Annotated in this window: 28 protein-coding genes; 3 read left to right on the top strand and 25 right to left on the bottom strand. The window is 66.5% G+C overall.

Annotation, left to right across the window (positions count from 1 at the left end):
* Position 1: 1 nt before the first annotated feature.
* The 11 genes from V7Q48_RS02445 to V7Q48_RS02495 form a co-directional block, all read right to left on the bottom strand.
* Complete coding sequence (locus V7Q48_RS02445; RefSeq protein ID WP_442947082.1) at positions 2–1219, bottom strand: TrbI/VirB10 family protein; 1218 nt, start codon at positions 1217–1219, stop codon at positions 2–4.
* 5 nt (positions 1220–1224) lie between these two features.
* Positions 1225–2271 (bottom strand): P-type conjugative transfer protein TrbG, encoded by a 1047-nt coding sequence (gene trbG / locus V7Q48_RS02450; RefSeq protein WP_333836058.1) that lies wholly within the window; start codon positions 2269–2271, stop codon positions 1225–1227.
* Positions 2268–2951, bottom strand: a complete 684-nt coding sequence (gene trbF / locus V7Q48_RS02455; protein ID WP_333836060.1) for a conjugal transfer protein TrbF — start codon at positions 2949–2951, stop codon at positions 2268–2270. The genes trbG and trbF overlap by 4 nt, the downstream gene beginning before the upstream one ends.
* Positions 2951–4303: a P-type conjugative transfer protein TrbL gene (gene trbL / locus V7Q48_RS02460; RefSeq protein WP_333836061.1), complete on the bottom strand. Its 1353-nt coding sequence runs from the start codon at positions 4301–4303 to the stop codon at positions 2951–2953. Before trbL ends, trbF begins: the two co-directional genes overlap by 1 nt.
* 4 nt (positions 4304–4307) lie before the next feature.
* On the bottom strand, positions 4308–4670 hold the full coding sequence (trbK-alt, locus tag V7Q48_RS02465) for a putative entry exclusion protein TrbK-alt (protein ID WP_333836063.1): 363 nt from the start codon (positions 4668–4670) through the stop codon (positions 4308–4310).
* Between the two features lie 10 nt (positions 4671–4680).
* Positions 4681–5451 carry a P-type conjugative transfer protein TrbJ gene (trbJ, locus tag V7Q48_RS02470; protein ID WP_333836064.1) on the bottom strand — a complete coding sequence of 257 codons (771 nt, stop codon included), beginning with the start codon at positions 5449–5451 and terminating at the stop codon, positions 4681–4683.
* A complete protein-coding gene (gene trbE, locus V7Q48_RS02475; protein ID WP_333836065.1) occupies positions 5448–7904 on the bottom strand; it encodes a conjugal transfer protein TrbE in 2457 nt (818 codons plus the stop codon). Before trbE ends, trbJ begins: the two co-directional genes overlap by 4 nt.
* Before the next feature lie 11 nt (positions 7905–7915).
* Positions 7916–8197 (bottom strand): VirB3 family type IV secretion system protein, encoded by a 282-nt coding sequence (locus V7Q48_RS02480; protein ID WP_333836066.1) that lies wholly within the window; start codon positions 8195–8197, stop codon positions 7916–7918.
* The gene (locus V7Q48_RS02485; protein ID WP_442947083.1) at positions 8197–8511 is read right to left on the bottom strand and encodes a TrbC/VirB2 family protein; all 315 of its coding nucleotides are present in this window, start codon (positions 8509–8511) and stop codon (positions 8197–8199) included. The genes V7Q48_RS02480 and V7Q48_RS02485 overlap by 1 nt, the downstream gene beginning before the upstream one ends.
* Positions 8512–8522: 11 nt before the next feature.
* Positions 8523–9506 carry a P-type conjugative transfer ATPase TrbB gene (gene trbB / locus V7Q48_RS02490; RefSeq protein ID WP_333836068.1) on the bottom strand — a complete coding sequence of 328 codons (984 nt, stop codon included), beginning with the start codon at positions 9504–9506 and terminating at the stop codon, positions 8523–8525.
* Between the two features lie 278 nt (positions 9507–9784).
* On the bottom strand, positions 9785–10687 hold the full coding sequence (locus tag V7Q48_RS02495) for a LysR family transcriptional regulator (protein ID WP_333836069.1): 903 nt from the start codon (positions 10685–10687) through the stop codon (positions 9785–9787).
* Positions 10688–10856: 169 nt separating this feature from the next.
* On the opposite strand from V7Q48_RS02495, the gene V7Q48_RS02500 reads away from it, so the two are divergent.
* From V7Q48_RS02500 to V7Q48_RS02510, 3 genes are all read left to right on the top strand, one after another.
* On the top strand, positions 10857–12074 hold the full coding sequence (locus tag V7Q48_RS02500) for an MFS transporter (RefSeq protein WP_333836071.1): 1218 nt from the start codon (positions 10857–10859) through the stop codon (positions 12072–12074).
* A gap of 34 nt (positions 12075–12108) precedes the next feature.
* Positions 12109–13302, top strand: coding sequence for a serine hydrolase domain-containing protein (locus V7Q48_RS02505; RefSeq protein ID WP_333836072.1), 1194 nt, complete (start codon positions 12109–12111; stop codon positions 13300–13302).
* A gap of 86 nt (positions 13303–13388) precedes the next feature.
* Positions 13389–14315 (top strand): LysR family transcriptional regulator, encoded by a 927-nt coding sequence (locus V7Q48_RS02510; RefSeq protein ID WP_333836073.1) that lies wholly within the window; start codon positions 13389–13391, stop codon positions 14313–14315.
* Here the strand turns inward: V7Q48_RS02510 and V7Q48_RS02515 are convergent.
* The 14 genes from V7Q48_RS02515 to V7Q48_RS02580 form a co-directional block, all read right to left on the bottom strand.
* Complete coding sequence (locus tag V7Q48_RS02515; RefSeq protein WP_333836074.1) at positions 14296–14730, bottom strand: CopG family transcriptional regulator; 435 nt, start codon at positions 14728–14730, stop codon at positions 14296–14298. The genes V7Q48_RS02510 and V7Q48_RS02515 overlap by 20 nt on opposite strands.
* Positions 14731–14740: 10 nt before the next feature.
* A complete protein-coding gene (locus V7Q48_RS02520) occupies positions 14741–16726 on the bottom strand; it encodes a conjugal transfer protein TraG (RefSeq protein WP_333836075.1) in 1986 nt (661 codons plus the stop codon).
* 25 nt (positions 16727–16751) lie between these two features.
* A complete protein-coding gene (locus V7Q48_RS02525; protein WP_333836076.1) occupies positions 16752–18491 on the bottom strand; it encodes a relaxase/mobilization nuclease domain-containing protein in 1740 nt (579 codons plus the stop codon).
* Between the two features lie 244 nt (positions 18492–18735).
* Positions 18736–19410 carry a lytic transglycosylase domain-containing protein gene (locus V7Q48_RS02530; RefSeq protein ID WP_442947080.1) on the bottom strand — a complete coding sequence of 225 codons (675 nt, stop codon included), beginning with the start codon at positions 19408–19410 and terminating at the stop codon, positions 18736–18738.
* A 93-nt stretch (positions 19411–19503) separates the two neighbouring features.
* Positions 19504–19851, bottom strand: coding sequence for a DUF736 domain-containing protein (locus V7Q48_RS02535; protein ID WP_333836282.1), 348 nt, complete (start codon positions 19849–19851; stop codon positions 19504–19506).
* A 45-nt stretch (positions 19852–19896) separates the two neighbouring features.
* The gene (locus V7Q48_RS02540) at positions 19897–20442 is read right to left on the bottom strand and encodes a S26 family signal peptidase (protein WP_333836078.1); all 546 of its coding nucleotides are present in this window, start codon (positions 20440–20442) and stop codon (positions 19897–19899) included.
* Complete coding sequence (locus V7Q48_RS02545) at positions 20439–20957, bottom strand: DUF2840 domain-containing protein (RefSeq protein ID WP_333836079.1); 519 nt, start codon at positions 20955–20957, stop codon at positions 20439–20441. Before V7Q48_RS02545 ends, V7Q48_RS02540 begins: the two co-directional genes overlap by 4 nt.
* Positions 20954–21208 carry a hypothetical protein gene (locus tag V7Q48_RS02550; RefSeq protein ID WP_333836081.1) on the bottom strand — a complete coding sequence of 85 codons (255 nt, stop codon included), beginning with the start codon at positions 21206–21208 and terminating at the stop codon, positions 20954–20956. The genes V7Q48_RS02545 and V7Q48_RS02550 overlap by 4 nt, the downstream gene beginning before the upstream one ends.
* Entirely contained in the window at positions 21205–21843 is a 639-nt protein-coding gene (gene parA, locus V7Q48_RS02555; protein ID WP_333836082.1) for a ParA family partition ATPase, read from the bottom strand. Before parA ends, V7Q48_RS02550 begins: the two co-directional genes overlap by 4 nt.
* Positions 21844–22051: 208 nt before the next feature.
* Entirely contained in the window at positions 22052–22939 is an 888-nt protein-coding gene (locus V7Q48_RS02560) for a replication initiator protein A (protein WP_333836084.1), read from the bottom strand.
* 12 nt (positions 22940–22951) lie between these two features.
* Positions 22952–23236, bottom strand: coding sequence for a helix-turn-helix transcriptional regulator (locus V7Q48_RS02565; RefSeq protein ID WP_333836085.1), 285 nt, complete (start codon positions 23234–23236; stop codon positions 22952–22954).
* Positions 23237–23363: 127 nt separating this feature from the next.
* Entirely contained in the window at positions 23364–23690 is a 327-nt protein-coding gene (locus tag V7Q48_RS02570) for a DUF2285 domain-containing protein (protein ID WP_333836087.1), read from the bottom strand.
* Between the two features lie 130 nt (positions 23691–23820).
* Positions 23821–24129 carry a transcriptional regulator domain-containing protein gene (locus tag V7Q48_RS02575; RefSeq protein WP_333836088.1) on the bottom strand — a complete coding sequence of 103 codons (309 nt, stop codon included), beginning with the start codon at positions 24127–24129 and terminating at the stop codon, positions 23821–23823.
* Between the two features lie 119 nt (positions 24130–24248).
* Positions 24249–24512: a DNA -binding domain-containing protein gene (locus tag V7Q48_RS02580; protein WP_333836089.1), complete on the bottom strand. Its 264-nt coding sequence runs from the start codon at positions 24510–24512 to the stop codon at positions 24249–24251.
* Positions 24513–24582 lie beyond the last annotated feature (70 nt).

A 24582-nucleotide genomic window follows, 5' to 3' on the forward strand; every position in this document is an offset into this window, starting at 1 on the left:
GTCACCCTCCGTATGGTTCGAGCACGAGGTCGCGGGTGACGATCACACGCACCGGAAAGCCAGGCCGGATCGTGAGCGTCGGAGCGATATTGAGCTGGCGCCGGACGATCTGTTGGCCCGCATCATTGATCGTGTCCTGACCGCCGTTGCGGATCGCCTGGATCAGTCGATCGTCATTGTCGACGGCGAGTTCGGCACCGACGCTGAGCAGCGTTGAGAGCCCGGCAGCTTTGGCAAGATCCCACCAATGGTAGTCGACGCCATCCTGTAAGCCGGCGTAGCCCTCGGCGTCTGCCCCCGGCTGGCGCTCGAGCACGACCGACCGGCCGTTAGGGAAGATCAGCCTGTTCCATACCAACAGCACCCGGCTTTGTCCGAACTGGACATTGTTGTCGTACTGGCCGATGACGCGCGTACCCTGCGGCACGAGCAGGATGCGACCGGTCGGGCTGTCGTAAATATTTTCGGTCACCTGCGCGGTGATCTGGCCGGGAAGGTCGGAGCGGATACCAGTGATCAGCGCAGCCGAGATGACGGCACCGGCCTGGAGGATGTTCGGCGATGCTGGCGCGGCGACGCGGTCCGCTGCGACGGTGCGCCGATCGGCAGCCGCATTGAGGAAGGCGTTCTGCCGGTCCTGGGCGGACGGCGTCGCCGGCGTCGGTGCGAGCCCGAGGCCGGTGAGATCGGGGATGGGCGCAGCGGTCGTGCCGGCTGGCGCCGCCGGCGCCGGATTGGCCTCGCGTGTCTCTGTCGCGGCGAACAACCGGGCGGTTCGGGCCGATTCCAGTTCCTGAAGCCGACGCTGCTCCTCGGCACTGACACCGGGATTGGGAGCGGCGACGCCGGGAGCGGGTACGGGCTGGCCGCGATTCTGCGCGTCGAGGATCGGCCGACCGAGGTCGCCCGGCAGGGGCGGTCCGAGCTGAGGCACGCCGGAATAATCGCGCGGCAGACCGGCCATGCCATCGGCAGTCGGGCGGTTTTGCGTCGAATAGAGTTCCTCGTTCGGACGCCCGCCGTCGCGAGTCTGGAGCGCATAGACGAGCGCCCCGCCGATTCCGACGCTGGCGACCAGACCGAGACTTGCCAGCACCTTTCGCGACAGGCGCGTCACTCGGGGCGGCTCCGCGCGCAGCCGCATGGCCGCGGGGTTGACCGGCCCGCCGGTCAGCGGCCGGGCCTCGTCATCCGGCTCTTCTTCTTTCCGGGGATCCATGTCGCTCACGACGCCGGCCTCCCATCGGTGCGCACGATCCGAACGCGCTTCTGGTGATCGCCTGAGCCAAAGCGCAGCTCGGCGGCGGCGAAGAGCCGGTCGACGATCATGTAGTTGGCGCGGACCCGGTAGTTGACCAGTTCCGAGGTCTTGCCCTCGGGTCCGACCACGAAGAGGGGCGGCATCTCGCCCTGCGCGATTCCGCGCGGGAATTCGATGAAGATCTGACGGCCGTCATCATAGGCGCGCAGCGGACGCCAGGGTGCGCGGTCACCATCGATAGCATAGCGGAAGTTGATGTTGGCAAGATCAACGCCGGTCGCGACCGGTTGTGCGGCCTGGGCCTCCTGATTTTGCCTGCGTAGCGCAATGAGCTGGTCCTGCGGGTACTGCCAGGAGACCGAGGCCATGTAGGTGCGCTCGGTCGAGCGCAGTTCCATGTGATAGGTGCGCAGGTTGGTGTTGATGACGAGGTTGGTCATCAGCTCCGGGCGGGTGGGCTTCACCAGGATATGGACCTGCTGGGTTGCGCCCGCGCCGCTCTGCGTATCGCCGATGATCCAGCGCACCGTGTCGCCAGCGGCGACCGGGCCGGAGCCGACGAGCTGCTCGCCCGGCTGCAGCGCGATGTCGGTGATCTGACCGACAGCGGTGTAGACTTGATAGAGCGCACCCTGGACGAAGGGATAGACCTGCATCGAATTGATGAAGCCGTTTCGCACCGGTTGCATGCGGGCGGCGGCGTTCGCTTGATTGACGCGTGCGGTCGGATCGGCCGGTTCGGGTATCGATCGCGACGGCTCCACACGCTGCATCTGGCCGGGCAGCGGCAGGGGCCGCGGCACCTCGACGACGGTGACAGGCGCGGGCGGGTCTGCCGTCTGCACGGCGGGCGCCGCATTGTCGTAGGAGATTTCCGGAGGCGGAGTGCTGGTGGCACAGCCGGCCAGCGCCGTGGTCACCATCAACGCGAGCGGCAACCCGGCTTTGCGCAATGTCGGGACGGCGGAATCGTGCGAAGCCGGTCCAGCTTTACGGAAAGACGGCTTCATTGACCAAGCTCCCGTGACCAGTTGATGGCGTTGACGTAGATGCCGAGCGGGTTCTTCCGCAGGATGTCGGCGTTTGTCGGCGTCTGGATCACGATCGTCAGGATCGCGGTCCAGCGTTCGGTTGTGGCGAGCTGACCGTTCTCGTAGCGGCGCTCGATCCAGGCGACGCGGAAGCTATCCGGGGAGGCGCGAATGACGCTGGAGACCTCCACCGCGACCTGTTGGCGCCCGACCTTAGAGAAGGGATCGTTGGCCCGCGCATAATCGTTGAGCGCCGCCGCGCCGCGGTCGGTCGTGAAGTCGTAGGCGCGCAGCCAGTTCTGCCGGACGATGATGGCGTCGGCCGGGATCGAGCGAACCTGCTCGATGAAGCGCGCGAGGTGGAAGGCGATCTGGGGGTCGGTCGGACGATAGTCGGCGACGGCCGGAGCGACTGCCTGTGCCTGGCCGAGCCGGTCGACCTGCACCACCCAGGGCACGATCGTGCCACGCGCCGACTGCCAGACGAGAGCGGCGGCGAAGCCGGCGGAGAGGATCAGCGAGCCGAAGGCCATTGTGCGCCAGTTGCGGGCCTGGACCCGTGCGGAGCCGATACGCTCGTCCCAGACCTGTGCGGCGCGCTGATAGGGCGTCTCAGGCTCGGGAGATTTTCCGTAGTGCGTGGATGGTCGCTTAAACATCAGCGGTCTCCTTCGGAGAGATTGACGGAGGAGCCGCCGCCATGGGCATCGCCGGAGCGGACGGCATGGGCGGTCGCCTGGACGGCATGGGTCATCTGTTGATGCCGACTCATCCGACGGGCCCAGGCAGGCGGGCCGTTGGTCTCGGCAGGCGGCGGTGATTCAGCAGTGTCGCCGCCGATCGTTCCTGCGGTCGAGCTCCCGCCGGTTGACTCCAGGACCGCACGCCCTCCCGCATTGAAGCTCGAACGCATGCTCTCGGCAGCGCGCGAGGCGGCACGGCGGAGCGGCGAGACCGCCGCGCTGCCGCCGGCGCGAGCGACGCCGCCCAGACCGGACGCAACGCCGGCGGCGCCCGATTGGCCCGCTGCACCGAGGCTGTAGGCGGTGGATGCTCCGCCAGCGATCGCCGCTCCCCCACGCGCAGCGGCGGCGGCACCGCCGGCAAGGGCAGCGCCCCCGGATGCGACGGCGCCGACCGCTCCAGCGCCGGCGGCGACCATGCCGCCCGCAGCGAGACCTGTGCCGACGGCTGCCCCGGCACTGAGCTGCGGGCCGCCCGAGACGATGCCACTGGCGATGCCGGGGCCGAAGATGCCCAGGCCGAGCAGCGACAGCGCGGCAAGCACGATCGCCATCGCCTGGTCGATCGAGGGCGTGGCGCCACCAAAGCCGGCGGTGAACTCGGAAAAGAGCGTCGAGCCGATGCCGATGATGACGGCGAGCACCAGCACCTTGATGCCGGACGAGATGACGTTGCCCAGTACCCGCTCGGCCATGAAGGCGGACTTGCCGAACAGGCCGAACGGGATCAGCACGAAGCCGGCGAGCGTCGTCAGCTTGAACTCGATGAGCGTGACGAAGAGTTGGATGGCGAGGATGAAGAAGGCGAGCAGCACCAGCGCCCAGGCGAGGAACATGCAGGCGATCTGGATGAAGTTCTCGAAGAACGACCAATAGCCCATCAGGCCGGAGATCGATTCCAGAAGCGGCCGCCCGGCATCAAGGCCGGTCTGCGCGACCTTGCCGGGGCGCAGCAGATCTGCGGTCGTAAAGCCGGTGCCGCTGGCCTTCAGGCCGAGGCCGGCGAAGCTTTCGAAGACGATGCGCGCGAGATTATTCCAGTTGCCGATGATGTAGGCGAACACGCCGACGAAGAGGGTCTTCTTCACCAGCCGGGCGAAGATGTCGTCGTCGCCGCCCCAGGACCAGAAGAGCGCGGCCAGCGTGACGTCGATGACGATCAGCGTCGTGGCGATGAAGGCGACCTCGCCACTCAGCAGCCCGAAGCCGGAATCGATGTAACGGGTGAAGACCTCGAGAAAATGGTCGATGACGCCGGTGTTGCCCATGGTGCTACCGCGCCTCGGCCGGCGGCGAAGCCGGAGCCGGTTGCGCCGGTGGCGTCAAATCCGTGGACGGGCGCGGCGCTGGCGCGGCTGCCGACAGGGGCGGCGCGGGTTGGGCGCCCGGATCGAGAAAGCGGCGGCGGTTCTCCGCCCAGGCCCGAAGGCAGGCAGGGTCGCGCGGCCCGGCTTCGCCCAGGGCCTGGCAGCGGAACAACTCGTCGCGCAGCGGGTCGGGGGAGACCATGGCGGGGCGCGAGGAGGTCCAGCTCTCTCCCGCCTTCTCGTTCCGGCTCATCTCGATCGCTGTCGCGGTGATCGCGACGGCCACGAACACCACGGCGCCGAGACGGGCGAGCAGCTTGCCGTCCATCGCCGCGCCCTCACTTGCCGCTGCTTGGGAACATACTGGCGTTGCCGGGCTGATAGCCGGAGCCGGGCGTGAGGAACCGGCGGCGCTGCTCTCGGCCCTGTTCAGCCGCGGCGGCTTGCTCGGCGGATTGGAGCGCCTGGGCGCGGCCGTTGGCGGCGACCACTGCGGTGAGGTCGGCGAGCTGCTGCGCCTGAAGCGCGAGAAGCTGGTTGCCGGCCTGCGTCGCCTGCAGGGCGCCGGTGGCCGACTGGCTCGCACCGACCAGCGCCGACATCTGGCTACGGTTGGTGTCGATGTTGCCGACGACGCCGGCCTGAACACGCATGGCGTCCTGCAGGCCGCCGACGGTGTTCTGCCAGCGCGAGCGGGCATCGGCGACGAGTTGCTGATCGGAGGCGGATAGGGAGACGTTCGCGTATTTCTGTTGGAACACCTGGTCGATCTGCTGGACGTTGTAGGCGATACCCTGAGCCTGCTGCAGCAATTGCTGGGTCCGCTGCACGGACTGCTGAAGTTGCTGGAGTGACGAGAAGGGCAGGCTGGTCAGGTTGCGAGCCTGGTTGATCAGCATCTGCGCTTGGTTCTGCAGCGAGGTGATCTGATTGGTGATCTGCTGGAGCGCGCGCGATGCCTGCAGCACGTTCTGGGCATAGTTGGTGGGGTCGTAGACGATGATGGCGTGGGCTGGCGTCGCGAGCATCGGTGCGAGTGCGACGGGAGCGGTCAGCAGCGCGGCGGTGAGGCGCACGACGCGCGAACGGTGTGCGAGCAAGTGCTTCATGAGCGAGTCTCCGGGTCTATTTGAGGGGCGACGTTGGTGAGATCGGCGATGAGGTCAGCGGCCCAGGCGAGCCGATTTTCGATGAGCCATTCGCGAAGGAAGCCCTCGGTGCCGCTGCGGGCATGCACCTCGGCGATCAGCGCCTGGTGCTGTTTTGAGGAGGCGGCGCACAGCGCGAGGGCGACATCGGAAAGCCCCAGCTCGAACAGGCGATTGCCGCGCCGCGACTGGCAGTAGTAATCGCGCTTGGGCATGGCCCTCGCGAGGATCTCGATCTGGCGGTCGTTCAAGCCGAACCGGCGGTAGATCGCGGTGATCTGGGGCTCGATCGCGCGTTCGTTCGGCAACAGGATGCGGGTCTGGCAGCTCTCGATGATGGCTGGAGCGATCGCCGATCCGTCGATGTCCGAGAGCGACTGTGTGGCGAAGATGACGCTGGCGTTCTTCTTGCGCAGTGTCTTCAGCCACTCGCGAAGTCGTCCGGCAAAACCCTCATCGTCGAGGGCGAGCCAGCCTTCATCGACGATCAGCAGCGTCGGACGGCCATCGAGGCGATCCTCGATGCGGTGGAAGAGATAGGCGAGGACGGCAGCCGCAGCGCCGGTCCCGATGAGACCCTCGGTCTCGAACGTCTGGACCGAGGCTTCTCCGAGATGCTCGGCTTCGGCGTCGAGCAGGCGACCATAGGGGCCACCGACGCAGAAGGGCCGCAACGCCTGCTTGAGGTCGTTGGATTGCAGCAGGACCGACAGACCGGTGAGCGTGCGTTCGCCGACCGGCGCGGAAGCGAGCGAGGAGAGCGCCGACCAGAGATGCTCCTTCACTTCGGGGGTAATCGTCACGCTCTCACGCGCGAGGATCGCGATCAGCCAGTCGGCCGCCCAGGCGCGTTCCGCGACATCGTCAATCTGGGCCAGCGGCTGGAGCGAGACGCTGTCCTCGGCGCCTTCGGTGAGCCCGCCGCCGAGATCGTGCCAATCGCCGCGCATCGCGAGGGCCGCGGCCCGGATCGAGCCGCCGAAGTCGAAGGCGAAGACCTGGGAGCGTTCGTAACGGCGGAACTGCATCGCCATCAGCGCGAGCAGCACCGATTTGCCGGCGCCGGTCGGTCCGACGATCAGCGTGTGACCGACGTCGCCGACATGGATGGAAAGCCGGAACGGGGTCGAGCCTTCGGTCTTGCCGAAGAGCAGTGGGGGCCCTGCCAGATGCTCGTCCCGTTCCGGTCCCGCCCATACCGCCGACAGCGGGATCATGTGGGCGAGATTGAGCGTGTTGATCGGGGGTTGCCGGACATTGGCGTAGACGTGCCCCGGAAGGCTGCCGAGCCAGGCATCCACCGCATTGATCGTCTCGGGCATCGCGGTGAAGTCGCGGCCCTGAATGACCTTCTCGACCAGACGCAGCTTCTCGGCGGCGATGCGCGGATCTTCGTCCCAAACGGCGATCGTCGCCGTGACATAGGCCTGACCGGCATAGTCGGCGCCGAGCTCCTGGAGCGCTAGGTCGGCGTCAGCCGCCTTGTTCGCGGCGTCAGTGTCCACCAGCACCGACGCTTCGTTGGTCATCACCTCCTTGAGGATGGCGGCGATGGATTTGCGCTTGGCGAACCATTGCCGTCGGATCTTGGTCAGCAGCTTGGTGGCATCGGTCTTGTCGAGCAGGATCGCCCTGGTTGACCAGCGATAGGGGAAAGCCAGCCGGTTCAGTTCGTCGAGGATGCCGGGCGTGGTGGCAGTTGGAAAACCGACGACGGTCAGGACGCGCAGATGCGTATCGCCAAGGCGTGGCTCCAGGCCGCCGGTCAGCGGCTGGTCGGCAAGCAGCGCGTCGAGATACATCGGCGTCTCGGGCACGCGTACGCGGTGGCGCTTGGTCGAGACGGTCGAGTGCAGGAAGGTCAGCGTCTCGGCGTCATCGAGCCAGGCGCATTCCGGGACGAAGGCTTCGATAAGCTGCAGGATGCGGTCGGTGCGATCGACGAAGCCCCGCAGGATCTCGCGCGCATCAACGCCGGCGTGGTCGCGGCCCTCGTAGAGCCAGGTCTCGGCGCGAGCGGCATCCTCGGCGGGCGGCAGATAGAGGAAGGTCAGGAAGTAGCTCGACTCGAAGTGGCTGCCTGCTTCCTCGAAATCTGCCTTGCGCTCGGCATCGACCAGCGCGGACGCGCTGTCGGCAAACAGGCTGGCGGGATAGGTCGCAGCCCCGTGTCGCTGAGCCTCCACGAAGATCGCCCAGCCGGAGCCGAGACGGCGAAAGGCGTTGTTGAGCCGGCCGGCGACGGCGATCAGCTCGGCGGGGACGGCGCTGTCAAGGTCAGGGCCGCGGAACCGGGCGGTGCGCTGCAGGCTACCGTCCTTATTGAGGACGACGCCTTCCCCGACCAGCGCGACCCAGGGCAGGAAGTCGGCAAGCCGGGTGTTGCGGTTGCGATATTCGGCGAGGTTCATCATGTGCGCGGGCCTCAGACCGAGAGATGGCCGGGGACGCGGAGATGCCGGCGCACCACGTCGACGAACTGGGGATCGCGTTTGGCGGCCCAAACAGCGGCGAAGTGGCCGATCGCCCAAAGTCCGAGACCGACCAGCCAGAGGCGCAGGCCAAGGCCGAGCGCCGCCGCCAGCGTCCCGTTGAGGATCGCGATCGAGCGCGGCGCACCGCCGAGCAGGATGTGCTCGGTCAGTGCGCGATGGACCGGGACCGAGAAGCCCGGCACCTCGCTCACGGTCTCGGCCGAGGTCGCCATCAGACCAGCGCCCCGCCGCCGAACGAGAAGAAGGACAGGAAGAAGCTGGACGCGGCAAAGGCGATCGACAGGCCGAAGACGATCTGGATGAGCCTGCGAAAGCCCCCCGAAGTGTCGCCGAAGGCAAGCGTGAGGCCGGTGACGATGATGATGATCACCGCGATGATCTTGGCGACCGGACCCTCGATTGACTGCAGGATCTGCTGCAGCGGCTGCTCCCAGGGCATCGACGAACCCGACGCGTGGGCAGCGGGTGCGAGCACCAAACTTAGAAAGGTGACGGAGGCTGCCGTCACGGCACGGCGAATACGCATGGCTTGTTGAATCACGACTGATCTCCTGTTCGATGCTGGCTGGCGGGGATGACGCGGTAGTCGCCGTCGGGGCCGAGGCCTTCGACGCGAGCGAGCTCGGCGAGCCGGCGCGAGGCGCCGCGGCCCGACAACACGGCGACCAGATCGATGGTCTCCGCGATCAGGGCGCGCGGGACGGTCACGACGGCTTCCTGGATGAGCTGCTCGAGGCGGCGGAGCGCGCCGATCGCCGTGCCGGCGTGAATGGTGCCGATGCCGCCGGGATGTCCGGTGCCCCAGGCCTTGAGCAGATCGAGCGCTTCGGCGCCGCGCACCTCGCCGATCGGGATGCGGTCGGGGCGCAGGCGCAGCGAGGAGCGCACGAGATCGGAGAGCGAGACGACGCCGTCCTTCGTGCGCATGGCGACGAGGTTCGGAGCGGCGCATTGCAGCTCGCGCGTGTCCTCGATCAGCACCACGCGGTCCGAGGTTTTCGACACCTCGGCCAGCAGCGCGTTGGTGAGCGTGGTCTTGCCGGTCGAGGTGCCGCCCGCGACCAGGATATTGCGGCGCTCGGCGACGGCGAACCGTAGCGCCTCAGCCTGTTCGGCGGCCATGATGCCGGCCGCGACATAGTCGTCGAGCGTGAAGACGGCGACGGCCGGCTTGCGAATCGCGAAGGCCGGCGCGGCGACAACGGGGGGCAGAAGCCCCTCGAACCGCTCTCCCGTTTCCGGCAGCTCGGCAGAAACGCGCGGGCTGCCTGGATGAACCTCGGCGCCGACATGGTGCGCGACGAGACGGACGATGCGTTCGCCGTCCGCCGACGAAAGCCGCTCACCCGTGTCGGAGAGTCCTTCGGAGAGGCGGTCGATCCAGAGCCGCCCGTCGGGGTTGAGCATCACCTCGACAACAAGCGGATCTTCCAGAAACTGGGCGATCGCGGGCCCAAGGGCCGTGCGCAGCATGCGCGCGCCGCGAAGGATCGCCTCCGATTTCTGGTGAGTGGCCGCCACGTCGTCCCCGTCCTTGTGCGGGCTCGCGACATGCGGCCCTGGATCGGGGATGAGTAGAAGAGGCAGAATTCAGGGCGTGACAACAGCCGAAATGTGGTCGTCGTACTGTGGCGTACAAAGACAGGGAAACGGCGGAGTAGCGGTGTGCTTGCGAGGACTTGGGTTCAGGCTAAGTCGCTCAACTGAAGTCCTCACCGAATCTCCCGAGCGGTCGCAATCTGGTTAAAGACCGTGACGCTGATCGACACGGAAGAGGCTCTCACCACCTCCCTCGGTGGTCACAGGCCCGCAGACCGCCCTGCGAACAGGTTCTGAGCCATGAAGTCCACGAAGACGCGCAGTTTGGGGGAGATCTGACGGCTGGATGGCCAGAGAATCCGAAAGGCACACGCGTTCTGGACATGATCGGTGAGGACAGCCACCAGTCGCCCCTCTTCAATCTGTTGGCGCACGGCGAAATCCGGCAGGCAGGCGATGCCGATGCCCTGTTCGGCCATATGGATCAGCGGCTCGATATTGTTCGCGATGGCCGAGTGGGGAAGTACGATGTCTAGATCCTTGCGACCGCGTTTCAGCGGCCAGCGTTCGAGCTTGCCGGTGGTCGGATAACGGTGGTGAAGGCAGACGTGCGATAGGAGATCGTCAGGCATCCGGGGTGTGCCGCGTTGGTCGAGATAATCGGGCGCCGCCACGATCTGGTGATGATAGGCGCCCGGCACCCGCATCATCAGCCGTGAGTCGCTCATCTCCCCGGTGCGCACCACGGCGTCAAAGCCCTCGTCGATCACATCGACCAGCCGATCGGTGAAATCGAGATCCAGTTCGATCTCCGGCCAGGTGCGCATGAAGGCGGTCAGCGTGGGCATCATCAGCATGCCGACGAGCGGCAGGCTGACCCTCAGCTTGCCGCGCGGCGCGCCTTGCGTCTGCGACAGCTCCAGTTCGGCCGCCTCAATCTCGCAGAAGATGCGCCGGCAGCGTTCGAGAAACAGCGTGCCCTCCGGCGTCAGCGTGATTGTGCGGGTGGAACGATGGAACAGACGCACATTCAATCGCTCTTCCAGGCGCGCAATCGCCTTGCCGATCGCCGATGGAGACACGCCCAACTGGCGTCCGGCGAGCGTGAAGCTGCGGGCCTCCGCCGCTTGAACGAAGGCGTTGAGCGAACCGAGACTATCCATTCGTCTCATCGTGATTGCGGACAAAAATGTCCTGTGTTTTTTGAATTATAGCCGCATTATCATCTATATCCAATCGATTTATTATGGCTGCCAAAGCTTTAGCCGGGGACCGGCGTTGCCGCCGATCCTGGCGCGCGCCTGCCCGCCGCATCTCTGGACAGGCGGACGCATGACGATCAGCACCGAGACGAAGACGATCGACGAAGCGCAGAAGGATGATGTCCGACCGGCGCGACTTCCCATGGCTGGACTGCTGGCGCTCGCCATGGCCGGTTTTATCACCATCCTGACCGAGGCTCTGCCGGCCGGCCTGTTGCCGCAGATCGGTGAAAGCCTCGTGGTATCCGAGGCACTGGTTGGGCAACTTGTCACCGTCTACGCCATCGGCTCGCTGGTCGCCGCCATCCCGCTGACCGCTGCCTCGCAAGGGATGCGGCGGCGGCCGCTACTGCTTGCCGCCATCGCCGGATTTGCGGTCGCCAACAGCGTGACAGCTGTGTCAGGCAGCTACACGCTGACGATGGTGGCCCGTTTCTTCGCGGGCGTTTCGGCGGGGCTGCTCTGGGCGCTGCTCGCCGGCTACGCCGCGCGCATGGTGCCGGAGCATCTGCAGGGACGTGCCATCGCGGTCGCCATGGTCGGCACGCCGCTGGCTCTGTCGCTCGGGGTGCCCGCAGGCACGTTCCTGGGCGCGGCCATCGGCTGGCGCGCCTGTTTCGGCATCATGAGCGTGCTGACGCTGATCCTGATCGTCTGGGTGCTTACCAAGGTGCCGGACTTTCCCGGCCAGGCGGCGGGCAGGAGGCAGCGGCTCGACGCTGTCTTCACCATGCCCGGCATCCGCCCGGTTCTGTTCGTCACGCTCGCCTTCGTGCTCGCCCACAACATCCTCTACACCTATATCGCGCCCTTTCTCGGCCAGGCCCGCATGAGCGAGCGGACCGATCTCGTCCTGCTGGTCTTCGGCGTGACCTCCCTCATCGGCATCTGGATCGTCGGCGTCCTGATCGACCACTGGCTGAGGACGTTGACCCTCTCCAGCACGGCACTCTTCGGCCTATCGGCTCTGGCCCTCGGTATCTGGGGTGATGTCCCTGCCGTGATCTATGGCGCGGTCGCGGCATGGGGCCTCGCCTTCGGGGGCGCCGCGACGCTCTTTCAGACGGCATTGGCGAAAACGGCAGGCGACGCCGCCGATGTCGCGCAGTCCATGCTCGTCACGGTCTGGAACACGGCCATCGCGGGCGGAGGCATCGTCGGCGGCTTGCTGCTCGAAAGCTTCGGGGTCCGCGCGTTCCCTTTGGCGCTGGTCGTGCTGCTGCTGGCGGCCTTTGTGGTGGCTTGGGCTTCGCGAACCCACGGGTTCCCGGCCACGCGCCGATCTTAATTCGAAACATCAAACATCCGTACAGGAGGCGCTTATGCCGCAAGTCACCGCCCACCCTTCATCGCCGGAGCGCCTTCCGGATATCGCAACGCTCTCTGCGCGTGTCGATCACGTCGTCGACACGGCGATTGCCGAACAGCGCATCCCTGGGGCCGTGGTGCTCATCGCCCGCGATGGCGAGACGGTGTACGCCCGCGCCGCTGGCCTCGCCGATCGCGAGGCGGAACGGCCGATGCGGATCGACACGCTGTTTCGTCTGTCGTCCGTCTCCAAACCCTATGTTTCCGTCGCGGCCTTGGTGCTGGTGCATCAAGGCAAGCTGGCGCTCGACGCTCCGGTGACGACCTGGCTTGCGGATTTCAAGCCGCCTGCACCGGACGGTACGATGCCTGACATCACTATCCGGCAGCTCCTCAGCCACACCGCGGGTCTGGGCTATGGATTTCTCGAAGCGCCGGACGGTCCCTATCACCGGGCGGGCGTCTCGGACGGCATGGACCTGTCGGGCCTCACACTCGACGAAAATGTCCGCCGTATCGGCACGGTGCCGCTGCTCTTCACGCCGGGCACGTCTTGGAATTACTCGCTGGCGACCGACGTGCTCGGCGCAGTGATCGAGCACGCGGCCGGCCTGCCGCTGGACAAGGCGGTGCGCGATCTCGTCACCGAGCCGCTCGGCGTTGTCGATACCGGCTTCATGCTGACAGGTGCCGATCGCCTGGCAGCCGCCTATACGGGCGATCCGGCCGGCTTACGCCGCATGAACGAGTTGGAGATCGTGCCCCTGTGGGAGGGGGTCGAAGGCTTGCGCCTCTCGCCGACGCGGGCCTTCAACGCGAACGCCTTTCCGTCCGGCGGTGCCGGCATGATCGGCACGGCTGGCGATCTGCTCCGCCTCCTCGAGACGCTCCGCAACGGCGGCGCTCCGCTGCTGCCGACGCCATTACTGGAGGAGATGACAGTCGACCACGCCGTCGGCATGGACCTCGCGCCCTGGCCGGGCCGTGGTTTCGGTCTCGGCTTCAGCATTATGCGCAATCCCGTGGCGGCAGGCTTCCCGGAGCCGCCCGGAACATGGCGGCTGGGCGGGGCCTATGGGCATTCGTGGTCAGTCGACCGGACGAACAAGCTCACGGTCGTCGCCTTCACGAATTCGGGGCTGGAGGGCCAGTCACCCGGCGGCCGGTTTCCTGCTGACCTTTCCCAAGCGATCTATGCCGGGATGTAGCGTGCGCGTCGCCATCAATCTGCCCAACGTACTCGGCGCTCTAAGTTCGCAGGCGTTGCAGACGGTGATAGAGGTGTGCTGGTAAGATGCCGGATCTCGCGTTCGATCTGCGCTACCTCCAGTACGCACTCGTCGTCGCCGAGTGTGGCAGTTTTCGCCGGGCGGCCGACATGCTGAACCTCTCCCAGTCCACCGTTAGCCGGCGCGTTCAGTTGCTCGAGCGGAGGATTGGCGCGCAAATCTTCGAGCGTGACAGGACGGGCACGCGGCCAACGCTTTGGGGAGAGCTGTTCATACGTGATGCGGCCGTCGGCGCTGAATCTCTTCGTCAGGCCATCAGTGGAATGGCGACGCTGCGGCGAGGCGACGAGGGCGAATTGAGGATCGGCATTATGGGCTCGCTCGCACAGGGACCGCTGGGAGAGCTGATCGAAGCCTATCGCGGTCGGTATCCAAGGATCCATGTCAAAATCGAGGAGGCGACGTTGCAGGCGAATGCGGCAGGGGTGATGAACAGACGCCTCGATGTGGCGTTCATTCCAGGCACTCGGAGCCCGCCCGGTTGTGAAGTACGACACTTTTGGGTTGAGACACTCTATGTTGCCGTGTCGACAGACCATCCGTTAGCCGCGGTCCCGCGCGTCTCCTGGGAGGATCTTCGCGACGAGATCTTCCTCATCACCGCTGGCTGCCACGGGCCGGAGGTCGAAGGGATCGTCATCCGTCAGGCGTCCAATCTAGGTTTCCACCCCAAGATTTCTGTGCAGGGAGTCGGTCGCGAGAACCTGCTCAATATGGTGGGCAAGGGATATGGACTGACCGTTGTCGCAAGCTCCACCATCGGGGTTGGCTATCCCGGGGTGAAATTTCGGCCCATCGATCCTGTTGGTGAGACCGTCACTTGGCGCGCGGCTTGGCAACCGAACAATCGCAACCCGGCCCTGATGCGGTTGCTTGAGCTGCTCGCCGTACATACGGACGCGCGAGTGCCGCCTATTCTGATTGCCCGGTAGGCTCAACCTCCTCGGAAATCTCCTGCCTGAGCTTCGGCCCGTTCGCGAGCCGCCGACCCAGAGCCGCGATGAAGGCCTCGTACCGCTCGGCGGCCTTGGCGCGAGCGGCCTGAGCGGCAGGCTCGGGAAGCGCAGGCGTCGTGGTCAGCCAGAAGCGGACGAAGATGGCCAAAGTCTCGACGGAGATACCGACGTCGCGCTCCATGCGGGCCATGCGCCGGTCGATCTGGTCGAGCCGCTTGGTGATCGCCGCCTCCTGGCGTTCCGCGGCGTCGGGCGACAGGAAGGACGCGATGCCGGCTTCGGCGACCAGCGATAACGAGTGGCCGCGACGTGCGGCATGCGCGGCAAGCGTCTTCATCACATCGGGCTCAAGATAGACCGACAAGCGCTGCTTTTTCGGAGATTTTGTCATGGAAAATCTCCTACAACTCGATGCCGTCGCCAGGATCGAGCGAGGCCTGGCGGGCGACCTGTCGCATGTTTTGGTTCATGCGACTGAGGCGCGCGGCGTCATCATCGGCATCGTCCGCTGGGTCGATCTCGAATTCGTTCTCGATCGGCGCCACCTTCGCGTTCGGCTGCACGCGGCTGAGCTCGGGCTGGCGGCGACGTTCGGATTCGGTCGTGCCCTCCTCATCTGGATTGGCTCTCGTCCCTGCCGTGAGCGCCTGCGGCGAAGGCGGCAAGGCCAGCTTGCTCCAGTCGTCGGTCGATGCTCCGGTCGGCTTCGTGATCGCGGGCGGTGGCAGAATCCGTTCCTGAAACCTGCGATCCTCGTAGTATCGGGCCTTCTCGGCGCGGATCGGCGGCGTTCCCGCGACCATGACGATTTCATCGGACGGCGGAAGCTGCATGATCTCGCCGGGCGTGAGCAGTTGCCTGGCTGTTTCCGAGCGCGACACCATCATGTGGCCGAGCCAGGGCGAAAGCCGATGCCCGGCATAGTTCTTCATGGCCCGCATTTCGGTGGCGGTGCCGAGCGCATCCGACACTCGTTTGGCGGTCCGTTCGTCATTGGTCGCGAAGCTGACGCGGACATGGCAATTGTCGAGGATCGAATTGTTGGGCCCGTATGCCTTCTCGATCTGATTGAGCGACTGGGCGATCAGGAAGCTCTTCAGGCCGTAACCGGCCATGAAGGCGAGCGCGCTCTCGAAGAAGTCGAGCCGCCCGAGCGCCGGAAACTCGTCCAGCATGAGCAGCAGCCGGTGCCGCCCGCCCTTCGCCTGCAGATCCTCGGTCAGGCGCCGGCCGACCTGATTGAGGATCAGGCGGATCAGCGGCTTGGTCCGGTTGATGTCGGAGGGTGGCACCACGAGGTAGAGCGTGAACGGGTGCTTGCCGCCGACGATATCGGCGATGCGCCAATCGCAGCGCCGGGTCACCTCGGCGACGACGGGATCACGGTAGAGGCCAAGGAACGACATGGCTGTCGAGAGCACGCCGGACCGCTCATTGTCCGACTTGTTCAGCAGCTCGCGCGCGGCGCTGGCGATGACGGGGTGCGGGCCGGCTTCGCCCAGATGCGCGGTCTTCATCATCGCGGCCAGGGTCGATTCGATCGGCCGCTTGGGATCGGAGAGGAAGGCGCCGACGCCGGCGAGCGTCTTGTCTGCCTCGGCATAGAGGACATGGAGGATCGCGCCGACCAGCAGTGCATGGCTCGTTTTCTCCCAGTGATTTCGCTTCTCCAGCGAGCCCTCCGGATCGACCAGGATGTCGGCGATGTTCTGAACGTCGCGGACCTCCCATTCCCCTTTCCGGACTTCCAGCAGCGGATTGTACGCGGCCGATTTCGGATTGGTCGGGTCGAACAGCAGCACCCGGCCGTGGCGCGAGCGGAAGCCCGCCGTCAGCGTCCAGTTCTCGCCCTTGATGTCATGGACGATGGCCGAGCCCGGCCAGGTCAGCAGCGAAGGCACCACGAGGCCGACGCCCTTGCCAGAGCGGGTCGGCGCGAAGCAGAGCACATGCTCTGGCCCATCATGGCGCAGATAGTCGCGATCGAGCTTGCCGAGCACGACGCCGTCGGGACCAAGCAGGCCGGCTGCTTTCACTTCCTCGTCCCGCGCCCATCGTGCCGAACCGTAGGTCTCGACGTTCTTCGCCTCGCGCGCGCGCCACACTGACATGCCGATGGCGACGGCGATCGAGATGAATCCGCCGGACGCGGCGATATAGGCGCCCTCGACGAAGATCGGCGGGGCATAGGCGTCGTAGAAGTACCACCACGGGAAGAAGGACCACGGGTAGTAGATCGGCCAGCCGACCAGATCGAACCATGCGGGGCCGAGCTGCGCCTGGAAGCCAAGACGATAGGCCGTCCACTCCGTGGCCGCCCATGTCGTGAACAGCACGACCATGAAGACGGTGAGGATCTGGCCCCAGAGGATTTTGGTCGCCGACATGGCGGGGTCCTTTCTTGATTACGGGCTACAGGCCGAGGCCGCGTTTGCGGCCAAAACTCCAGTCGACCCCGCCATCGCCGCGGGCGACGCCGGAGACTTGCTGGCCAAGGTGCTTTTCGAGAGACGGCGACCAGGGCACGAGCTGGAAACCGAGGCCGTCGTCGATCATGGCGAAACGGCCTGAGGCGAGCGCGATGCGCTGCCGATAGACGCCGGCGACATATTCCCCCGTTTCCGCCTTGGCGAACGGACGTCCGGTCTCGGCCGCGAGCTTCTCAGCCGTCGCTTCGACCTCGCGCTGACGCAGCGTGTCGATGAGGTTGCGGGAGAAGATGACGCTGCGGCCGTGGCGCTCGGCCAGGCGCTGATCGATCAGATGTTCGGCGCGGCGGTCCATCGCGTCGCGCACCTCGGCGCCGAACCCGCCACCACCAAGCGCCACCGGCTCGCGGGCGATCGCCTGCCGGTCGAGCCAGGTCGCGCCGGTCGCGGTAACCTGGGCGGAGATGTCGAGGTCCGAACGGACGGCAAGCGCGACGCGCCGCTGCCCTCGCGCATCGTCGAACTTGCGCAGCTCGACGATCGAGCCCGGCGCGCTGTCGCCGGCGGCCTCGAGGTCGGGAAGCTTGATGTGGTGGGTTCGGCCATCGACCCCGTCCACTACCGCATAGGCCGTGCCCTTGAGCTCGTCGTCGAGGCCACGCTCTACCAGTCGGCCGACGACGGGGTCGTTCAGGCTTTCGCCGGCGAGGACATAGCTTGCCGCGCCGCGCTCTATGCCGCGATCGGTCAGCGCGCGGTGCATGCGCTTGATGATGTCGCCGCGCTCGCCGAGCTCGCGCAGCGTCGCCTCCGCCTTCTCCGAGATCGTCCATTGGCCGGGACCGATCTCGTCGGCGAGGCCGAGGCCTTTGAGCTTGCGCAGCCGCCCGACTTTGAGGGCGTGGAATTCATCCGGCTGGCGGTCGGAATGCGGGGCGAGATCGACGACGCCGGTCCTGTAGGCGTCGCGCGCGAGTTGGCGGTCGAGATTGGTCCAGCGCTCGGACTCGACCTGGCGCTCGATGGTGCGACGGATTTCCTGATCGGTTCGCGGCCCCAGCTCCTGCGTGATGAGATCGCGCGCCCGGTCGCGCATGCCCTCCTTGATGTAGTCGCGGGAGATGACGAGGTTCTCGCCGTCATCTCGCACGCCGCGCACGATCAGATGGATATGGGGATGCTCGGTGTTCCAGTGATCGACAGCGACCCAGTCGAGCCTGCTGCCGAGATCCTTCTCCATCTGACCGACCAGCTCGCGGGTGAACCCTTTGAGGTCGGCCATCTCCATCGCGTCGTCGGGCGACACGATGAAACGGAAATGGTGGCGGTCATCCTCGCACCGCTCTGCGAAAGCCTTGGGATCGGCGTCATCCCCGCCGGGACCGAATAGCCGGGCCTTCTCACCATCCCGGGTCACGCCTTCGCGGCGCAGATAATTGAGGTGGGTGCCGAGCGGCGCGTTGCGTCCACCCTGGCGCACGACGCGGGCCTTGACGACGGCGCCACGCGAGCGGGCGGTCAGCAGCCGATTGGCCTGCACCGCCGCGCGCTGACCGCGGCCGAAGCGCGAGCGGTTGCCGGGCCCGATCCTTCCTTGCCGCGATACCGCGCCGCCGGCCTTCTGGGCGGCAGCGAGCGCCTGCGCGATGAAGGGTCTGGCCTGCTGGGCGCGCGTCGAACGGATGCGGCCTGGCCGGATGCGGAAATCGTCCTCGGCGCTCATGGGCGCTGCCCCGCACATCGCGCGAAGCTCAGGAAATCGTTGGGAAAGCGCCGCGCGCGCAGGCTGTGCCGATCAGGCATACCTCGCGCAAACGCGCCATAACCCCTTGAAAAACCACAACCGCACAAGGCCGCACATCGCGGCCCTTTATCCTGCCATCGTGCGGTTGTGGTGACTGCTCTTCCCACTTCTGACGCCAAATCCACGCCAGACCCCGATACCGCCGCAGGGAGTGCGAAGACCCTCATCGCGGCGCCGCGCTGGCCGTCCGAGTGGCGAACAAGCCTCCGGTTTGCGGATCAGCGGGCGCAATATCGCGATCAAGCGCGCGCGACGACGGTGCGGGCGGATCGTCCTCGCTCCGCCGCCGATCTGCACCCGAGCTGCTGTCGGCCTGGGCAATGAACAGCGGCGCGCGCGTCCAGGCGAGCGGATCAGCGACCGCCACCGTGACGGGAGCGGCGACATTGCCGCTGTCGATCATCGGCACGAGGGCGGCGACATAGGCGCGCGTTTCGGCCGGCAGTTGGCGGCCCGTCGCGCGATATGCCTCATAGCGGCCGGGACCGGCATTGTAGGCCGCCAGAAAGCCGGGCGAACCGTAGCGGTCGTGCATCTCGCGCAGAAAGGCGGCGCCCGCCAGGATGTTGTCGCGCGGGTCATAGGGATCGTTGCCAAGACCATGTCGGGCGCGCAGCTCCGCCCAGGTGGCAGGCATGATCTGCATCAGGCCGATCGCACCCTTGGGCGAGACCGCGCGCACGTCCCCGCGACTCTCGACGTGCATCACGGCGCGTATCCAGGCTTCGGGCACGCCGAAGCGCTGCGCCGCCTCGCTGATATAGCCGGCATAGGGATCGGCCGGAGATGTCCGCTCCGCTGGCGTATCCCGTGCCTGAGCGAGGGCGGTGAGCGGCATCGCGAGAGCCAGGCCGGAAAGGAGAAGGAGGGCTGTGGGCCGGACGGTGGCGAACTGTCCGGCGGCAGCGCGAAGGCGACGAGCCGACATCGTTCAGTCCCGCTCACTGCGCTTGGGCGGGCGGTTCCAGTGCAGACCCCATGCGGATTTGTCGTCGGCCGACTGAAACAGGTTGGCACGGATCGGCTGCACGAAAGACGGATCGTCGAGCTGCAGCGCGACGTAGTCTCCGGCCTTCTCGCCCGTGCGCTTCCAACCCGCGCCGATCTCCGCGCGCGGTTCGTTGTTCATTCCGTCGAAGACGTGCACGCGGAAGTCCGGCGCATTCTCGGCATCGGACGGCTCGGCCGGGATGATGATGATGTCCTGGTGCAGCAGGAGTGTTTCCAAATGACCGATGAAGCCGCCATCGTCGCGGGTGAATTGACCGATCAGGGACATGATTGCCTCCATAGGATTGCGGTGAGGTTGGGAATGGGCACGCCGTCACCGCGTCGGCGCGCGCCAGACGAAGCGGCCATCGCCGTCCTCGTCGGTGTAGAGAGGGATCGCCCGGCCGATCACGGCGGCGGCAGGCAGGGGTCCGAAGTAGCGGCCGTCGAGGCTGTCGCGGACTTCCCAGTTCATCAGGAACAGCTCGCCATTGGCGACGACGCGGCAGCCCTGCCAGACGGGCAGCGGGTTACCCCGGCGGTCGCGCTCCAGCGCCTTGCCCATCGGCACACCATCGACGGTGATGGCGAGGCCGGTCCTGCACACCCGCTGCCCCGGACGCGCTGCGATGCGCTTCATCAGCGGCACGCCCCGTGGCAGGTAGCCGCCATCGGCGAGGAAGCTCGCCAGCGGCTCGGGCGCGCGCACGGCGACCAGATCGGTGACCACCGCAGACCGCTCCGGCTCGATCGCATAGAGGCCGATCGGCGTGCTGGCCGAGGCGTTCCAGATCAGCTTCGGCGTGAAGGACGCGGCCGAGATGACGCCGAGCAACGACACGGCGGCGGCGGTCGTGATGGCGTAGCCGAGCCGGGTCATGCGCCGATCCTCCGCGCCAGGAGGAAGGCGCGGTGACGCGCCACCGTATAGGCGCGTGGCGTCTCGCCGGCGGTCAGGCGGTTGTGGACGTGCCTCCAATGATCAGGGGATGCCTCGACGGGATCGATGTCGATCGCCTCGATCGCATCGATGAGCTGGAGCGCGCGTTCGACCTTCGGCCAGCCATCGACGCGCAGCAGGATGTCGCCGCCGGGCGTCACGGTCGGGATCGTCTGGCAGGTTTCGCCGGAACCGACTGCGCGCACGATGTCGAGCCGGGACAGCACGGTGCCGTGCTCGTTCGCGGCCCAGCGCACGAGCGCGAAGATGCTGCCGGGAGGAAAGAAGAGGAGCCGGCGGCGGCGATCGAGGACCTGTTCGCGGACCTCGCGGCCGAAGCGGATCCAATGCTCGATCTGCTTCTCGATCCAGACGAGCTCGACTTGGGTCAGATCGTCTGGCGGCAGTGCGACGGGAGCGCGGCCGGCGCGCCCGGATGCGGCAAGGCCAGTCATGATCCTTCTCCTGACGGTGGTGGAAATTCGCGTTCGAACAGCGCGCGCAGCATGTCGGCGACGGTCTGGCCGCGCCGGAAGGCGGCGATCTTGATGCGGCCGCGCATGTCGGCGGTGACATCGATCGTCAGCCGAGCCGAGAATTCCTCGGCAGGCTGCACGCGCTGCGTCTGAGGATCGGGCGCCTTGATCCAGCTCTCCGGATCGGCCGGCCGGGATGCGAAGCTGCGCTTGGGGAACCGTTCGCTCATGCGCCGATCCTCGCCACTTCGGCGGCGAGAGCGGCGATCTCGCGCGCACCCGGACAATCTTCGTCCTGCTCGGCGGCGATCCGGCCGGTCTGCACGACATCGGCGAAGACGATGCGTTGGCCGATCGTGGTGGCGAGCAATGGCGGGTCGTGATCCGCGAGCGTCTCAGCGGTTTCGCGGGCGAGCACCGTGCGCGCGGCGCAGCGGTTCAGCACGAAGCGGGCGGCGAGCTGAGGCCGATAGATGCGCGCCTCGCCGAGCAACGCGAGCATCTCAGCCGAGGCCCAGCCATCGAGCGGCGAGGGCTGGACGGGGATCAACACGAGATCGGCGGCGAGCAGTGCCGAGCGCATCAGCCCGGCGACGCGCGGCGGCCCGTCGATGACGACGTGATCGGCGTCCCGGGCGAGCTCCGGCGCCTCGCGATGCAGGGTGTCGCGCGCGAGGCCGACGACACCGAACAGCCGCTCCAGCCCCTCCCGGCTGCGCTGCTGGGACCAGTCGAGCGCCGAGCCCTGGGGATCGGCGTCGATCACCGTGACGCGCTTGCCATGCCGAGCCCATTCGCCGGCGAGATGCAGAGCGAGCGTCGTCTTGCCCACGCCGCCCTTCTGATTGAGCAGCGCGACGATCATGACGGTCTCCCGGGAAAAGAGGACTCGTCCACACGGCGCGAAAAAGCCGGTTCCGTTAGAAAGATTCCGAAGGAATCTAAGTTAGATAAGTTAGAGGACTCGCAAGCAGCTGATTCAGCGCGAGGAATCGGCGATTCCGGTCCCCGATAGCACGAGAGTCCGGTCCCCGATGGCACGATAGTGCCGGTCCCTGATAGCACGAGGCGATTCACAGCTTATCCACAGGCCGGGTTGCCGGACGGCGACGGCGGCGCGGGATGCCGAGCGCGTCCGGATCAGTGGGTGCGAAGGAGAGGATTTCCGGGCCGCCAAGGCATTGCTCGACGGTCAGCCGGTAGCCTGGCAGCGGCTGGCGGCGCACGATGTCGCGCAGGTCGTAGGCGAAGTGCTTGAGTGGCGAGAGGCTGCCCGACTTGGCGTGGAGATGCGGGAAATCGAAGCTCCAGCCGAACTCCTGTTTGCCGCCATGCTTGCGCACCAGCCGGTAGAGCCAGCGCTCCAGCCCGCCCGTCAGTCCGAAATAGCTGCGGTCGATCGTCAGCACGAGCGCGTCGTCGAGGACGGCGCCGTAGAACCAGTCCGGCACGATCAGCTCGAGGCCGAGCGGACGGCCGCGGTGATCGGCGCGTTCCTTCCATTCGTTGATCCAGGAGAAGCGGTGCATGCGCCGCTCGGTCGGCTGGCGGATCGAGGTCGCCACCGTGGTTGATTGCAGCCGGTCGAGCGCGGCCTTGAGACGGTCGTAGTCGCGTAAGCTGACGCCGCGGCCGATGAAGTTCAGGATCTCATAGGGGGTGGTCGCCATCAGGCGCGACGGGTGCAAGCCGACGTCGCGCGCCTCGACAATCTGCGAGGCGGCCCAGATGAGGACGTCCGCGTCCCAGATCGTGGCCATGCCGTGCTCGGGCACGGCTTCCACGCGTATCTTCACCGAGCCCGCCTTGAAGTCGATGGGCGTCAGGCGCTTCGACTTGGCGAGCGAGAAGAATGGGTAGGCCATCAGATCCTGCGCATCGCGCGGCGCGAGATCGCCGGGCAGCGCCCGGAACAGATCGAGCTGCGCGCGCTCGTCGCGATGGTCGTGGCGGGACGACATGGGCGGCCGACCTCAGCGCGGAAAGCGGCCGCCAGTGGCGGCGGCGGGGGCGGGTTGGCGTTTGGCCGGCAAGACCGTCCCGCCGCGCGGATCGGAGGTCGAGGTGACGAGGCCACGATCCGCCCAGCTCTGCAGGTCCTCGACGGAGTAGACGACGCGGCCGCCAAGCTTGCGATAGATCGGTCCCGTTCCGTAGGTCCGGTGCTTCTCAAGAGTGCGCTCGGAGAGGCCGAGGAAGCGGGCGGCTTCCTGCGTTCTCAGGTAGCGTGGCGGTAGATTGGCGGCTTTTTCGGCCATGATCGAACCTCCGTGGTCTCGCGGGCGGCCGCTGCGAACGAGCGGCGGGTTGCGAGCACGGTGGCGCGAAGACGGCGCCTCCGACGATGTCGAAGTAAGGCGGCTAAGATCGACACGTGGGCTGGTATCAGCGGTCGCGGCGTGGCCGGCGCAGCAATGTCCGATAGCCGCCGCGAACGAGTTTCATGCCGTCGCGGGCGAGACGGATGGTGATTTCCCGGATCGGGTCGCCGACCCAGGACGCCGCGTCGATTTTGTGCTGCGGGAAGAGATGCTCGGCGACGACGCGATAGATGGCGCCGGCGTGTCGCGCATCGACGGCGCGGAGCATCTGGCGCGCGCGTTGTCGTCTTTGTGGCGTCATTCGCGGGTCGGGCAGCAGGCGCTTGCCGAACATCGCCTGCCAGAGGCGCTCGATCGCGCTCAATCGATCCGGCGTCAGTTCGTCGAACATGACGAAGGCGCCTAAGGGACGGCCATCATCGATGTCTGGGAGCGCGATATCGTATGGGTCGCCGTGGACCGCGATCCGGATCAGGCCTGCATCATGTTGGAAGACGGCGCGGGCGCGCAGATCGTCAGCGCTAACACTGATATTTCCTGCCGGGGTGGGCCCGGGAGTGAACGGAAGCGTGGCGGGATCGGTTTGCGGGGTCCAGAAGATCGGCTGCACGAGTGCCGAGTTGCGAGGGTCGGCCGCGAAATCGTAACCCCCATTGCTGGGCGAATTCCTGCGCCGTCTCTTCGGTCAGACGGCCGCTGGACAGTAACTGATAGTAGGATTGTCTGTAGTCGGGATTCCGCCGCAGGAACTCCCAGGCCAGTTCGCTGGGCGTCAGGTCATCGACATAGTCGTAGGCGGCCTGCGACCGCCAATTTTCATCTTCGGACATCCTCCACCGCCTCCGCGTGATGTTGCTGCGACGCGAGTTGCGCGGACGTCACGATTCCAAGTTGAATATTTGCTGGGAAGAACGAAGTCGGATCAACGTGATGCAGGTTCTGCATCACCTCAATGAAGACGAGGCCCAAGGAGCTCGCCGAAGCCGTTCTCGGTCATCCATTTTGCCCGGGCGAGATGGGAGGTGTGGACGCGCGCGGCCCGTTCCGGTTCGGATTTGGCACAGATTCCGAACAGCACTTCCACGACCTCTTTCCAGTCCGCGCCTTCGGCCTCCGCGTCGAGCAGGCGCAGATAGAGCTTTAGATGCGCCTGGTCGTAGGCTGTCAGAGCGGCGCCGCCGGGCGGCTGGTCCAGAAAGTCTTCCTTGGTCACGGCATCCCCCGACGAAGGATGTATCCATTTTGAAGGGAATTGTTAACGCTGTTTTGAAGGCATTGCCTAC

It is taken from the genome of Novosphingobium sp. (assembly GCF_036803765.1).
Lineage (GTDB): Bacteria > Pseudomonadota > Alphaproteobacteria > Sphingomonadales > Sphingomonadaceae > Novosphingobium.